The sequence below is a fragment of the Rhizobium sp. Root1203 genome (assembly GCF_001424945.1).
Classification (GTDB): Bacteria; Pseudomonadota; Alphaproteobacteria; order Rhizobiales; family Rhizobiaceae; genus Rhizobium.
Genome location: NZ_LMCW01000012.1, coordinates 820,487 through 834,316 on the forward strand (window position 1 = coordinate 820,487; position 13,830 = coordinate 834,316).

At 60.2% G+C, this 13,830-nt stretch carries 13 protein-coding genes and 1 tRNA gene; 5 read left to right on the top strand and 9 right to left on the bottom strand.

The window, feature by feature from the left end:
* The first annotated feature begins 91 nt into the window (after positions 1-91).
* From ASC97_RS14730 to ASC97_RS14740, 3 genes are all read left to right on the top strand, one after another.
* On the top strand, positions 92-1,294 hold the full coding sequence (locus ASC97_RS14730) for an MFS transporter (protein ID WP_057469039.1): 1,203 nt from the start codon (positions 92-94) through the stop codon (positions 1,292-1,294).
* A 363-nt stretch (positions 1,295-1,657) separates the two neighbouring features.
* On the top strand, positions 1,658-2,458 hold the full coding sequence (locus tag ASC97_RS14735) for a membrane-anchored protein (RefSeq protein ID WP_244481467.1): 801 nt from the start codon (positions 1,658-1,660) through the stop codon (positions 2,456-2,458).
* A gap of 206 nt (positions 2,459-2,664) precedes the next feature.
* Entirely contained in the window at positions 2,665-3,138 is a 474-nt protein-coding gene (locus tag ASC97_RS14740; protein WP_244481468.1) for a CAP domain-containing protein, read from the top strand.
* A gap of 253 nt (positions 3,139-3,391) precedes the next feature.
* Here ASC97_RS14740 and ASC97_RS14745 read toward each other — a convergent pair.
* The 7 genes from ASC97_RS14745 to ASC97_RS14775 form a co-directional block, all read right to left on the bottom strand.
* Positions 3,392-3,467 (bottom strand) — tRNA-Lys (locus ASC97_RS14745).
* Positions 3,468-3,590: 123 nt separating this feature from the next.
* The gene (locus ASC97_RS14750; RefSeq protein WP_057469040.1) at positions 3,591-4,502 is read right to left on the bottom strand and encodes a PhzF family phenazine biosynthesis protein; all 912 of its coding nucleotides are present in this window, start codon (positions 4,500-4,502) and stop codon (positions 3,591-3,593) included.
* A 66-nt stretch (positions 4,503-4,568) separates the two neighbouring features.
* Positions 4,569-5,315 carry an NUDIX hydrolase gene (locus ASC97_RS14755; RefSeq protein ID WP_057469041.1) on the bottom strand — a complete coding sequence of 249 codons (747 nt, stop codon included), beginning with the start codon at positions 5,313-5,315 and terminating at the stop codon, positions 4,569-4,571.
* Entirely contained in the window at positions 5,312-6,421 is a 1,110-nt protein-coding gene (locus ASC97_RS14760; RefSeq protein WP_057469042.1) for an endonuclease/exonuclease/phosphatase family protein, read from the bottom strand. The genes ASC97_RS14755 and ASC97_RS14760 overlap by 4 nt, the downstream gene beginning before the upstream one ends.
* Positions 6,422-6,491: 70 nt before the next feature.
* Positions 6,492-7,520, bottom strand: a complete 1,029-nt coding sequence (locus ASC97_RS14765; protein WP_057469043.1) for an ABC transporter ATP-binding protein — start codon at positions 7,518-7,520, stop codon at positions 6,492-6,494.
* Positions 7,508-9,202 (bottom strand): ABC transporter permease, encoded by a 1,695-nt coding sequence (locus tag ASC97_RS14770; protein ID WP_057469044.1) that lies wholly within the window; start codon positions 9,200-9,202, stop codon positions 7,508-7,510. Before ASC97_RS14770 ends, ASC97_RS14765 begins: the two co-directional genes overlap by 13 nt.
* A 14-nt stretch (positions 9,203-9,216) precedes the next feature.
* On the bottom strand, positions 9,217-10,194 hold the full coding sequence (locus ASC97_RS14775; RefSeq protein ID WP_057469045.1) for an ABC transporter substrate-binding protein: 978 nt from the start codon (positions 10,192-10,194) through the stop codon (positions 9,217-9,219).
* 167 nt (positions 10,195-10,361) lie between these two features.
* Here ASC97_RS14775 and ASC97_RS14780 point away from each other — a divergent pair, with 167 nt between their 5' ends.
* On the top strand, positions 10,362-11,420 hold the full coding sequence (locus ASC97_RS14780) for an aldo/keto reductase (RefSeq protein WP_057469046.1): 1,059 nt from the start codon (positions 10,362-10,364) through the stop codon (positions 11,418-11,420).
* A gap of 19 nt (positions 11,421-11,439) precedes the next feature.
* On the opposite strand, the gene ASC97_RS14785 is transcribed toward ASC97_RS14780, so the two are convergent.
* Complete coding sequence (locus tag ASC97_RS14785; protein ID WP_057469047.1) at positions 11,440-12,663, bottom strand: aminotransferase-like domain-containing protein; 1,224 nt, start codon at positions 12,661-12,663, stop codon at positions 11,440-11,442.
* Positions 12,664-12,878: 215 nt separating this feature from the next.
* Complete coding sequence (locus tag ASC97_RS14790) at positions 12,879-13,370, bottom strand: YidB family protein (protein WP_057469048.1); 492 nt, start codon at positions 13,368-13,370, stop codon at positions 12,879-12,881.
* 143 nt (positions 13,371-13,513) lie between these two features.
* Between ASC97_RS14790 and ASC97_RS14795 the strand changes: the two genes are divergently transcribed.
* A complete protein-coding gene (locus ASC97_RS14795) occupies positions 13,514-13,771 on the top strand; it encodes a GlsB/YeaQ/YmgE family stress response membrane protein (protein WP_057469049.1) in 258 nt (85 codons plus the stop codon).
* Positions 13,772-13,830: the final 59 nt, after the last annotated feature.

Sequence of the window (13,830 nt, forward strand, 5' to 3'; positions counted from 1 at the left end):
AGCGATAGCATTGATTCAGGGTTGTGCACTCCCTACCGCGAACCTAGAACCTTATTTGCGTTTTCCTGCCTACACGTCCCGGAGCTTCTTCATGCAGCTTGCGCCGCAGCACCGAATCTACATCTGCTTTTTCCTGTTCGCCGTGTCGATGGGGGCGTTGCTGGCACGCATGCCGGACCTTCAGATGGCGCTTGGGGTGGATCGATCCGAACTTGGACTGACGCTGATCGGTGCCGCAATCGGTGCCCTGACGTCGCTCACCTTCGCGTCCCCGATCATCGCCCGCCTCGGTGCCCGCACGACTGCTTTCATCACCGTACTGGGAACCTCTGCCCTTCTCGCGACGGTGCCATGGATGGCAAGCGCGCCGCTTGTATTTCTCATCCTGATCGGCGAAGGCCTCCTCGCAGGCGCGCTGGAGATCAATCTCAATGTCGAGATCGACCGCATCGAGGCGCAACTGGGCCGCGGGGTGATGAACAGGGCACACGGCTTCTGGAGCCTCGGGTTCTTCCTGACGGCGCTTGTCGCTTCGGCGATCCGGCAGGCGGGCATTTCCATGGAACTGCACCTTGCCATGACGTTTACGCTTGTCGCCGTCGTCGGAACCTGGGCGATCTCCGGCATGCAAAATGCGCCGGAGCGGACACTGCAGGAGAAATCAAGGGCACCGCTGATCGCGCTGCCGACATGGGGCCTGCTGCCGCTCTGCGTGATCGGCGTAGCCGCCTTTCTTGTCGAAGGCGCAGGCATCGACTGGTCGGCGATCTATATGCGCGATGTCTTTGCCTCCGAGCCCTTCGTCGGCGGGCTTGGCCTGACGCTGTTCACCTTCTTCATGGCAGGCGCACGTCTGTTCGTCGATCCGCAGGTGGATCGCTTTGGCGCTCGCGTCGTTGCGACGGTGCTTCTCATTCTTGCCGCCGCCGGCGTCTGCGCCGTCTGGGCAGCACCCTACCCCTATATCGCGCTGTTCGGCTTCGCGCTGATGGGTGTCGGGTGCAGCGCCGTATACCCGCTGGCGGTCTCCGCTGCCGCACAGCGCATCGACAGGCCGGCGCATGTCAACGTCGCGGCGCTTGGCCAGATGTCGTTCGTCGTCTTCTTCCTGGCCCCCCCACTGCTCGGCTTCATCGCCGAACACGCCGGCATCAGAACCGCCTATCTCGTCTGTCTGCCGCTGATCGTCTATGCGCTTTTCTCCATCAGATCGCTTGCCGGCCGAAGGGAGCCAGACGGATATCCCGTGGCGGTTACGCAAGACGAAGCAGACGCGCCGCAACAGGGGATCTGACAGGCGGCGGCTTCATAAGCCGCGCATTCGCGTCATCGCATTCATTGCAGCGCCCCCACGCCTGACAAAACCTGGATGTCCTTCAGAATTTCCTGTCGGAAACGCCAGAATTGGTGTGCGTGTGCTACTTGCATACTCGGACGTTGCAACTATGTCACACATAAGGAAAAGCTAAAGTGACGGTTGGGAGTAAGTCGACGTTTCGCTTGCCGCTTGTAGAGTCTTCGTATCAACTCCGCAGTTGCGAGCACACATAGTATTGATGAGGCCAGCCTTGCCGTCGAATGGGTAGCGAAGCGTAGGTCGGCAGTAATACCAGCAGTCTTTCAGAGAAACCGGACCGAATCCACCGGAGGCGACCTGATGGTATATTCACTTGCAGATCTTAGAACCTATCTCTACAGGTCGATAAAATATAAGATTTCGCGTCCAATGCCTCCTCCGGCACCTTTTGGCTTCGGTGGTCCCGTGGTTGTCGTCGGCTCGGCGCCAGTGTCCCACCGACCGGTGGGATTCAACGATCAATTCACTCTCATTACCATAAACGGCTCGCAATCAGTTACATCCGGCTGGGGAATCAAGTCTCCTGATGTGACGCTGATGATGTTCAATCAGGTTGAAGGCACAACTCAAAACGCGCAGGAAGTAAGAAGGGTCTTGTCCGGACAGCGGACCAAGGCGTTGTACGTCCTGCTGTGGCGGAAGGACGACCGTTTGCGTTTGGAGCGAGGGTTGAAGTCCTTCAACTATGGGTACGAGCATCTCTACATCGTGGACCGATACGAACGAATGGCACTGCTCGACAGAGTGGCAGGGGTTTGCTCCCTCGAGATCGACGCCGACGCGAAGTGTTCGAATGGTATCAATGCGGTTCTTCTTGCACTTTTCCACGGCGCGCCGGCGGTGATCATCACCGGCATCAATCCGAATTCATCTGGGCACGTTTACAACTGCGCCGGATTGACAAGGCTTCACGTTCAGATGGACAGAATGATTTTAGACCGTTTGCTGGCGGCCGGGAGACCAATCTTCACATCAGACCCGATCGTGTCCGTCGAAACCGGAATTCCCTTGTGGCACGAAAGCCTCTGCGCACCACTGGCGGAGGGGGCAACTTCATACGATGGCGAAAAATACGACGGCAACATACAGCGCCGCGCATAATAGCAGGAGTGTGCCAGGTTTAAGCACAGGCGTTCCTCCACAATTGCCGGAAGATCCGATCGCGCCAATATCTATCAGCGAGACCGCAAGCAATGATATGCAATATTACTGCCATCGCTGTTTTGACTGCCCGGTTCGTTGATTGCTCCCCGCCGCTCTGCGCGCGGCCTCGAACTTTCACTGCCGCGCATCGTTGAAAAAGGTGGATGAAACCTTTTGATGGCGAGCAGGGGAAACCGGAAATGAAAATCCTACAGACGATTGCAGGTGCGGTTCTGATTGCAGGTTCATCCATCGGTGCAGCGCAGCCGCCGACCAGGCCGGGCGATTTCGGCTCGCAAACCTTGACCCTCATCAATTCTTACCGGACGAGCCGGGGCCTGCCTGCCCTCGTGGCAAATAGCACGTTGAAGGCGTTGGCCACGGAACACAGCCGCTATCAGGCGGCCCGTAGCGCCATCAGCCACGACGGCTTTCGCCAAAGATCGGCCCAGGCCAGAGCCGCCGGGCTCAAGGGAATCTGTGCTGAAAATGTCGGTGTCGGATACCAGAATGCGCAACATCTTTTTTCTGGGTGGAAGAATTCCTCTGCCCACAACAAGAATCTGCTCAGGCCGAACCTGCGATACGCCAGCGTTTCAGTCGTCGGAAATTACTCGACGTTCTTCGCATGTGAATAGTGAGTACGCTCGAAGCGCATTTACTCGGCTTGCCGCGAATGGATCGAGCGGGTCCTGCTCAATGACAGCAAAGAGGCGCTCAAGCCCTTCGGAGGGGAGCGGATCGTCTTCCTCGGATTGCGCCAGAATGCCGTGATAAATCGACAGAAAGTCGGTGCTCGAAGAACCCGGTCAGGGCGATCTTCGACATGGAATCCGAGTACCGCAGAAAACCTGCAGCGTCGCCAATCAGCTAACAATATCAAGAGGATAATGGTGGGTGATGTAGGGCTCGAACCTACGACCCGCTGATTAAGAGTCAGCTGCTCTACCAACTGAGCTAATCACCCGTAACCGCTTCGTCTCGCGGTGTGAGAGGGCGTATAAACAGGATCGTTCGGCTTGTCTAGCGCCCTTCCGAAAAATCTTCGATCTATCTCGATTTTTTTGTGCATGGCTGAAATTCAACAAAATCAAAGGTCCAGAGTGCCGCTGGCGAGACGCACGGCCTGGCCGCCGATGCGCGCGTTCGAGATCGCGCCGCCTTCGATATCCATGTGCAGATGGATGAAGGAAGGACGCCCCATCTCCACGCCCTGCTCGATCATCACACCGTGATGGCCGTCCGTCAGGCGGTCGAAGTGATGGATCGCGCCGGACAGTGCCGCCGCTGCGGACCCTGTTGCCGGGTCCTCCAGGATGCCCATGCCGCTGGCGAACATGCGCGCATGAAACTTCGCCACATGGTTCACGCCGCCGCGGCAGTAGATGTACGCAGAGGCGAGCGCGCCGTCGACGAAGGGGACCATCGCTTCCCAGAGCTGCGGATCGAAATCCAGGTTTTGTGCCGCGCCGACATCGCGCACGGGCACCATGAGGAACGGCACGCCGGCGGTCCACAGCGACGGCACATGGTTTTCAAACCCGATATCCGTCGTCTTCAGGGAAAGCGCCTTGGCGATGCCGGGTCTGTCGAGCGGCATATTGATCTGTCGGGATTTGCGCGGCAGGTCGAACTCCGCGAAGCTCGCCTCGCCGACGTTCAGTCGCACGGCACAGCGCACCGGCCCGACATTCTCCTCAAGGACACACACCAGATCCATTGTGGTGTCGCCGTGCTGCTTTTCGGCAAGGGCGATCGCCCCCCCGACGGTCGGATGGCCGGCGAACGGTAGCTCGCGGCCGGGCGTATAGATGCGGATCCTGGCGGTGTAGGCGGGATTTTCGGATGCCTGCACAAAGACCGTTTCGGAAAGGTTCATCTCCTTGGCGATCGCCTGCATCGCCTCATCGCTCAACCCGTCGCCGTCGAATATTACAGCAAGCGGATTGCCCGCCAGCCTGCGGTCGGTGAACACGTCGTAGACGCTGTAGCTGCGCGCCACATCGGCCTCCTTGTCTCAGGTCCTCGTGCCGCCAACCTGCCCGACCGCCGACGCGAGCGCAAGGCGTTACGCAAGCTGCCTCTGATGGAAGTACCAATCGATGACGGGAAGCATCGCAACATTGTAGGGATGCGCTGCGGGATCCGCGGAACGGATTGCCACGGCACCTGCGATCTCCTTGTCTTCGGCGACCAGCATGTGCGCATGAATCTTCGCGATCATATCGTCGGCGCTGAGGTCGAATTTGAAAAGGCGCAGCACGGTGACAGTGCGTCTGTTGTGGCTGGCGAAATAGCGGTCGCAGGCGCGCGCTTCCAAAAGGTCGAGCCCAGTCTCCTCCAGCACTTCGCGGCGCATGTTGCTCTCGATGTCGCAACATCCGCCCGACACGTCCTCAGGTTCCAGCGAGCCGGCCGCGAAATAGACTTGCCCGGGATTGGCGGTGTGCGGCCCCATGCGGATCGCCACGAGCGCGCCGTCGGATGTCTCCAGGACCGGGTAGGCAAAAAGGTGAATTCCGCCCAGCCGCTTGGGCTGCCTGCGCCACCACATGAAGGTTGAGAATGGAATGACGTGGCTTTCGCCCGCGATCCCTTTGTCGCTCAGTGAAAGCCGCTTCTGGAAGATCATGCGGCCATCGAAAAGCGCGGGATTCGCAGCCGTTTCCCTTGCCCAGTTTTCCGCGATCGCATCCCGTTCGGCGACATAGAAGGGGTGGTCGCCTGGGAGAACCCTGAGATCTATCCCCGCAATCGGAAAGACTGTCTGTTCAGGAGGCCAGCCGCTGAAGTCCTCCGAGAAATACACGTTCATATGAGATCCAATGTCATGACGACGGGGCAATGATCCGAGGCTTTCGGCCGATCCCAACCCGTTCGGGGATAGCGCTCTACCTCCTGTCCGGGTGGAAACACCGTGCGATAGGGTTGGCCATGCCGCATGATCTCCGGAAGCCGCCCAGCGTTCGTCTTCGCAAGCGCGGGAGAGAGCCAGAGATAATCGAGCTGGCACAGCCACTGCTCCTCCGGCCCGCGCGCATGATAGAGGGTCCAGCGATCGAGCGGATCGCGGCGGCGAACCACGTTTTCGGCAAAACCGTCCCGGCTGAAGACATCGAGCGCGCTCTCGCTTTCGTCTTGATGCTGGAACGCGTAGCCGGTCCGGCGGCGGCCGACCACGTCGACGCGCTCCTGGTAGTCGTTCATATCCCCGCAGATGACGAAGCGCTTGGCGGATGTCTGGTCTGCGCCGAAACGGTCTTCGATGATGCGACGCACAGCACTTGCCTCGGCGCGCCGGATGGGCATGGTGTAGCGGCGCCCGTCGAGCCCCTCACGGGGACTGCCCATCGATTTGAAATGAACGACATACAGCGTTATCGGCACCCCGCCGATCAGAAGATCGAGCTCCAGGCAGTCGCGCTTGAATACCTTGTCGTCGATGTGGTTGGTCAGGGCCAGTTCGTCGTCGAAGAGGCCGAGGCTGCGATAGGTCGTCATCGCGTGGCTCTTGATCTCCTTGAGCTCGATCTTCTGGCCGTCCCTCGTCTCCTCGCGCATCAGCACGGCGACGTCGATGCCGCGGCTGTCGTTTCCTTCGACCAGGTATTTCTGCCGATAGCCGGTTCCCACCATGCGGAACAGATAGCCGTATTCGAAGGCCTGCAGCGCCTCCATGTTGTCGATCTCCTGCAGGCACAGGATGTCCGCGTCCGCATCGGCAATCGCCAGTGCCGTCATCTGGCGGGTGTCGTCAGTCGAGGCGATCACACGCGCCTGCTCGAGCTGCTGGTAGACACCTTCGCTGCGAACCTCGAAAAGCTTGATGACGCGATCCTGGCGCAGTTGGTTGCGGAACCCGGTAAAGTCGAAACGCGTCATCAGGTTTTCGACGTTGAACGTAGCAATGCGTAGCGACATCAGGCATTTCCGATTGGCATTGCGACATTTGTAGAGACGAACGACCAGTTCGGAAAGACCCGATCAACCATCACAATCGCCAGGCGCTGCGAATGACCACCCGTACCTCTTCCCCGACCCGCGGCCGCTTGCGGCTGAACGCACGCAGCGTCTGTCCGTCGGCGAGGCACAGCCTGGAGGCGTAGCGCTCCCCCTCGTAGAGGACGGATACCACGGTTGCCGTTGCTCCTTCGGTATCGAGGACGACATCCTCCTGCCGGACGAGAATATCCGCTCGGGGACCGTTGCACCTATCGACGGCCATCAGCGGTGCGATCGCGTCCCAGTCGAGACGCCTGATGTCACCGCCAGGAGACGGAAGCGAAAGGATCGCGCCGCGCCCGATCAGGCCGCCGACAATGCGGCCTTCCGGGCGGGCATAGATTTCGGCCGGCGGCGCCACCTGCAACAGTTGCCCTTCCGACATCACCGCCACATCGGTGGCGAGCGCCATCGCCTCGCTCTGGTCGTGCGTGACATAGACCATCGTGGCGCCGGACCGCTGGTGGAACTCGCGAAACGTCTCCTCCATCTCCTGCTTCAGATGCCGGTCCAGATTGGCGAGCGGCTCGTCGAGCAGCACAACGTCGGGCGATGTCACCAGGCAGCGCGCCAGAGCCACCCGCTGCCGCTGCCCGCCCGACAGGTCGGCCGGGCGCCGTTGCGCGTAGTCTGCCAGCCTGACCGTGGAAAGCGCCTCAAGCACCTTTTGCCGATACGCTTCGCCGGAGATGCCCCTCACCTTCAGTGGATACCCGACATTGTCGGCGACGCTCATGTGCGGCCACAACGCGTACGATTGGAACACCATCGCCATGTTGCGCCGTTCCGGCGGCAGTGATTGCGCCGCATCAGCAAGCAAGCGCTCGCCGAGGTGAATCGAACCGTCCGTCGGCGTCTCGAACCCGGCGATCATTCGAAGCACCGTGGTCTTGCCGCAACCCGACGGACCGAGCAGCGCCAGAAAGCCGCCTTCCCGCACATCGAGCGAAAACCCGCTGACGGCTGCGCGCCCGGTGCCGAAATCCTTGGCAAGCCGGTTGAGGATCAGCTTCGCCACGGCACCACACCCCTCGGTAGCCGCTTTGCCATGAGTTCAAGAAGCAGCATCATGAAAACGACCATGACGACGACGAGCACCGAGAGGGCGGATGCCAGATCGGAGCTGCCGCTGTCGTCGAGATTGTAAATCGCAACCCCGAGCGTCTGCGTCCCCGCCGACCACAGAAGCGCCGATATGGTGAGTTCGTTGCAGGCGATCAGGAAGACGAGGATGACCGACGCACCGGCAGCCGGCGCGATCAGCGGCACGATGATGTCCTTCAGGCGGCGGAAAAAGCCGGCGCCGGATAGCCGAGCTGCCTCCTCGAGCGCCGGATCGAGCTGGTGGAAAGCGCTGACGACCGGTTTCAGGCTGACGGCGAAAAAGCTCGACAGATAGGCAAGAAGGATGATCCATATTGTACCGTACAGCGTCACATGAAAGAGAGGGATCGGCGCCGCAAAAACAAGGATGAACGACACCGCAATGACGATGCCAGGCAACGAATAGGGTATCTCGATTGCCCTGGAAACGACGCGGCTCAGCGCGTCCCTCCGGCACGTCAGCGCGTAGGCTGTAAGCACGGTCACCACCAGGAGACATACGGCGGTGCCTGACGCAAGCGAGATAGAATTGGCAAACGCCGCCCGCGTCACCGATTGTCGGAAAAGGATTTCGTAGAAGGCATTGAACGACATCGTGTTGAACGTCAGCGGCACGCCGTAGGCGGGCACCAGGGCACCGGCCAAAAGTGCGAAGAATGGTGCCGCAAAGACGAAGAACACCGTCAACCAGAGAAGGGGCGCAGCGAGAAACCTCCAGCGCCCGAGTTCGAAGCTCACCGGCGCGGCGGAAAGGCCCAGCATGCGATAGTCGCGGCCGCGCAGTGCGCGATCCTGAACCGCAAGGCCCGCAACGGAGATAACAGCAATGATCGCCGAGAGCAGAGCCACCTCGCCGAACGTGCGGCTGGTAAAGGCCGAGAACTTCGTAAAGATCAGCGTGGGCAACGTATAGATCGACGCCGGAATGCCGAGAATGGCAGGAATGCCGAAATTGCCGGTGCAGGAAACGAAGGAAATCGCAGCACCTGCAATGATTCCGGGCAGCGACAGCGGCAGGATGATGTCGCGAAAGACGCGGAGGCTCGTGGCGCCCGAAAGACGCGCCGCCTCCACGCCGTCGCGCGGCAACGCCATAAGACCTGCGCGCAGCGCGAGATAGACGAGCGGCGCGTGCTGGACGCCATAAAGCAGTGCAATACCGCCGACCGAGTAGAGCGGCTGCGGCGAGCCGAGCGGCGGGGCGATATGCAGTGCCTTCAGCAGCGGGCTCGATGGTCCGGACATCTGCACCCAGGCAAGCGCCGTGACCTGCGGCGGAATCATCATCGGCAAAACGAAGAGGAAGCTGAGCACGCCCTTCCCGCCTATGTCTGTGAGCGTCAGGACGAAGGCGAAGGCGCAGCCAATGACCAGTGAAATGACGGTGCCGAGAACGGCGGTGACAAGCGTGTAGTAGGTCGCCGACCAGAGTGCCGGATCCGTCAGCACAGCGATTGCACCACCGTCGGCAAGTGCCGCAATGCCGGTTGCCGCCAGCCGCGCGAGCGGAAGCACGCTGAGGATCAGGACGACAATGACGACAGAAGGAAACAGCCAGGCGGGCTGGCTGCTTCCGGGACGAACATATCCGTACATTTCGTCTGCGGCGATCAGTTCGAGGTGTAGATGCCGGAGAAGGTCTTGAGGTCCTGATCGGTGCTCTTCAGTGCAGCCGCCGCATTGATCGGCAGAACCTTGATGCTCTCACGCGCCGGGAAGCCTTCGGGAACCTTCATGCCGGTGCGGGCCGGGATATAGCCAAGCTCCAGGAAACCTTCCTGGCCCTTTTCCGACAGCACGTAGTCCACGAATTTCTTCGCTGCATCCGCATTCTTGGCGCTGGAAAGGATGCCGACCGGCTCGGTAACGGCGGAAACACCCTCTGCCGGAAAGACGAATTCGACCGGCGCACCCTTCGCCTTTTCGCGGATCGGCATATAGTCGACGATCATCCCATAGGCTTTCTCGCCCGAAGCGACGGCCTTCAGGATCGCGCCGTTTCCACCGGCAGCCGTCGCGCCGTTGGCGGCGAGATCCTTGTAGAAATCCCAACCGAGGCCATCGACGCCGGCAAGCGTCTGCGCGTGGATGAGCGCAGCACCCGATGTCAGCGGGCTCGGCATGGTGACGAGGCCTTTGGCTTCCGGCTTGGTCAGGTCCTTCCAGCTCACCGGCTTCAGCGAGGCGGCCGTGTTGTAGATGATGCCGGTCGTGATGAGCTTCGTGGAGTAGTAGTAGCCGTCGGCGTCATAAAGCGCAGCGTCGTAGTTCGCTGCTTCCGGAGACTTGTAGGCAAGCAGCTTGCCGGCCTCCTTCAGGCGCTCCAGTGTGACGGTATCGGCGATCAGCAGCACGTCGGCAACCGGATTGCCGGCTGCGATCTCGGCCTGCAGCTTTGCCATGATCTTCGGCGTGCCATCGCGGACCCAATCGACCTTGATGTCGGGGTTTGAAGCCATGAAGCCATCGACGGTTGCCTGCGCGTCTTCGTTCGGCTGGCTCGTATAGAGCACGAGGTTGCCGGCCGAAACCGGGACGGTGAAGAGGCTCGCGGCGACAAGCGCGGCAGCGGAAACGATGATCTTCATGATATTGCCCTCGGGTGATGGAAGAGCCGTTTCATAGTCATGGCTGACAACATGATTGTGACAATCCGCTTTGGCAGTGCGGAATAGATGGGACGTACTTGACCGAATGCCGGCGCCCCTATCTTCTAGCGTCTCACACTTTCGTTTTGGGAATTGGAGGAAGGTACATGGAGTACCGCTTGCTCGGCCGTTCAGGCCTCAAGATCTCGACATTGACCATGGGTACGATGACCTTTGGCGGAAAGGGCTGGGCCAAGACCGTTGGCGATCTCGACGTCGCCGAGGCACGAAGGCTGGTCGACATGTGCGTCGACGCCGGCGTCAATCTCCTGGACACAGCGGATGTCTATTCGCAAGGCGTGTCTGAGGAGATCCTTGGCGAGATCATCGGAGGGCCGCGCAGGAGCGGCGTGCTTATCGCGACCAAAGCCCGTTTTCCGATGGGCAGCGGCCCGAACGACGCAGGATCGTCGCGGTATCATCTGATCAACGCGTGCGAAGCCAGCCTTAGGCGGCTCAGGACAGACGTCATCGACCTTTTCCAGTTGCACGAGTGGGATGGCCAGACGCCGCTGGAAGAAACCATGGAAGCGCTCGATACCCTCGTCCGCCAGGGCAAGGTGCGCTACATCGGGTGTTCGAACTTCTCCGGCTGGCACATCATGAAGGCGCTCGGCGTCAGCGAGCGGGAGAAGCGCGAACGTTTCGTCAGCCAACAGATTCACTATACGCTCGAAGCACGCGATGCCGAAAACGAGCTGCTGCCGATCAGCACCGACCAAGGGCTCGGCGTGCTCGTCTGGAGCCCACTCGCCGGCGGCCTGCTGTCCGGCAAGCATCGCCGCAACCAGGCCGCTCCCGAAGGGACGCGCCAGTTCGCCGGATGGACGGAACCCCCGATCCGCGACGAGAACCGTCTCTGGAACATTGTTGAAACGCTGGTATCGATTGCCGAGGAACGCAACGTCTCGGCAGCCCAGGTCGCACTCGCCTGGCTCATCGGTCGCAGGGCCGTGACGTCGGTGATCATCGGCGGGCGCACCGAGGCCCAGTTCAGGGACAACCTTGCGGCGGCCGAGCTCAAGCTATCGGACGAGGAACGCAAGCGGCTGGACGACGTCAGCCTGCTGCCGTTGCTCTATCCCTACTGGCATCAGCGCAATACGGCAGCCGACAGGCTTGGTGAGGCCGATCTCGAACTGCTCGGCCCTCACCTGGCACAATAGCCGCACAAAAATCGGCGGCCTATTTGCCGCCGATTTCGCCTGTGATCAATGCGCCTAGACGAGCGATGCCGTCCTCGATCCTGGCTTCGTTGCTGGACGAGAAGCTGATGCGGAAGGTATTCTCGCCCGAACCGTCTGCGAAGAACGCGCGGCCGGGAACGAAGGCCACCTTGGCGCTCTCGATCGATTTCGCCAGGAGCTTGGCGCCGTCCATGCCCTTCGGCAACGTCACCCAGATGAACATGCCGCCTTCCGGCTTCGTCCAGCTGGTGCCTTCCGGCATGTGCTTTTCGAGCGCCGCCAGCATGCAGTCACGGCGCTTGCTGTAGGCAGCCTTGATCTTCGCGACCTGCGCGTCGAAGCCTTTCCGTGCCACCTCGGCGATCGCCATCTGGTTGATGGTCGAGGAATGCAGATCCGCCGCCTGCTTCATCAATACGAGTTTGCGAATGACAGGCGCGTTGGCGACGATGAAGCCGACGCGAAGGCCGGGCGCCAGTGTCTTCGAGAAACTTCCGCAATAGATCGTGCGGGTATCGTCGATATGTCCCTTCTGGGCGATCTCCAACGCCAGGATCGGCGGGACAGGATCGCCGTCATAGCGCAGCGACTGGTATGCCGCATCCTCGATGATCGCGATATCCATCTCGTTGGCGAGATCGATGAGCTTTTCGCGCCCCGCCAGATCGACGGTTTCGCCGGTCGGATTGGAGAAATCAGCAGACAGATAGGCGAATTTCACCTTGCCGCCGGCCGCTGCGGCCTGCGCACGATAGGAATCGGGTGTTCGATTGCCGTTCGGTGTCAGTTGGTCGTAGGACGGCTCATAGGCATTGAAAGCCTGCAGCGCGCCGAGATATGTCGGCCAGGTCACCAATGCCGTGTCGTTCGGCGACAGGAAGAGCTTGCCGAGATAGTCGAGACCCTGTTGCGACCCCGAGACGATGAAGACATTGTCGAGTTCACAAGGAATGCCGAGCGCTGCGAGCTGGGTGATCAGCCACTCCCGCAACGGCTTGTAACCCTCGCTCACCGAATACTGCAGGGCGGAATTGACGGCAGCGCTGTCGAAGATATCGGCGTAGGCCTGCTTGAACTCCTTGTCCGGAAACAGCGCCGGATCCGGAATACCGCCGGCAAACGAAATTATGTCCGGACGGTCGAGAAGCTTGAGAAGTTCGCGAATCTCAGATGCACGCATCCGCGACGAGCGGGTTGCAAAGATATTGTCCCAGTTCAACATAGGGCTTCCTCGTAATTTTTTGTCTTTAACCGACAGAACCACGCAACAAATGATAAGTCAACATTACTGACCTATTTGATTGCTACCGTGACAACTGCCGCGCCTTTTATTCCAAAAAACAGAGGACGGCGACCGGAAAAAAAGCAAGAAAATCCCCGCCCCCGAGCGGAGGCAGGGCACTCTCTTTGGCCGACGAAAATCGGCCGAAGACCGCGTCAGGAGCGAAACAAGGCTGCAATCTGATCCCGGCTCGGAAGCTGCCCCTGCGGCGTCAGTTTGTCGACCACGCCAGGAAGAACGGTCGAAAGCTGCTTTAGCAGTTCCTGCTCGCTGATCCCTGCCTGGCGAGCCAGGTCACTGATGGTCTGCGAACCGAGTGCGCTTTCCAGATTGCCGGGCGCGATGGGCTTGTTCTGGCCGGGTTTGACCCAGGAATCGACAGTGTCGCCTTGCCCTGCCTCTGCCAGCTTGCCGAGCAGTCCGCCAAGCCCTCCCGCAAGGCCACCAAGCCCGCCGAGCCCTCCCGCCAGGTCTCCAAGTCCGCCAGGCAGACCGCTGTCGCCGGCCTGAGGATTAGCCTGCTGCGCGGCCGGATCCTCCTGGGTTTTGCCGCCGCCGAGAAGCTTGCCGACAAGTAAGGCGCCGAGCGCGATCATGATCGGTTTTGATATACTGCCGCCGGGGACGGCGTCGTCAAAGATTCCCATGCTATTCTCCTTTTCGATTTTCTTGGCAAGAAGAGTGAAACAACAGCATTGGCTCCGGCTGAGCCTTGAATTTCTGATCCATCCATTTAGCTTAAATGTGGAGATGGTCGGAATATTCGACCAATCAAGGAGGGGAATGAGAGATGTCTGTTATCGGGTGGATTATTCTTGGCCTCATCGCCGGCTTTATTGGCAGCAAGATCGTCAACAAGAGCGGTTCCGGAATGCTCATGGACATCGTCCTCGGCATCGTCGGAGCGATAGTCGGCGGCGTCATCTTCACGTTTTTCGGGGCTGCCGGCGTAACGGGCTTCAATATCTACAGCCTCGTCGTCGCGGTCATCGGCGCTGTCGTAGTCCTCTGGCTCTATCACGCATTCAGCGGACGGCGCTCGATATAAATTCTCTTGCACGGGTGCGGTGATAATTTCAGCACCTTTGCCCAGTGCGGCAGCGACGA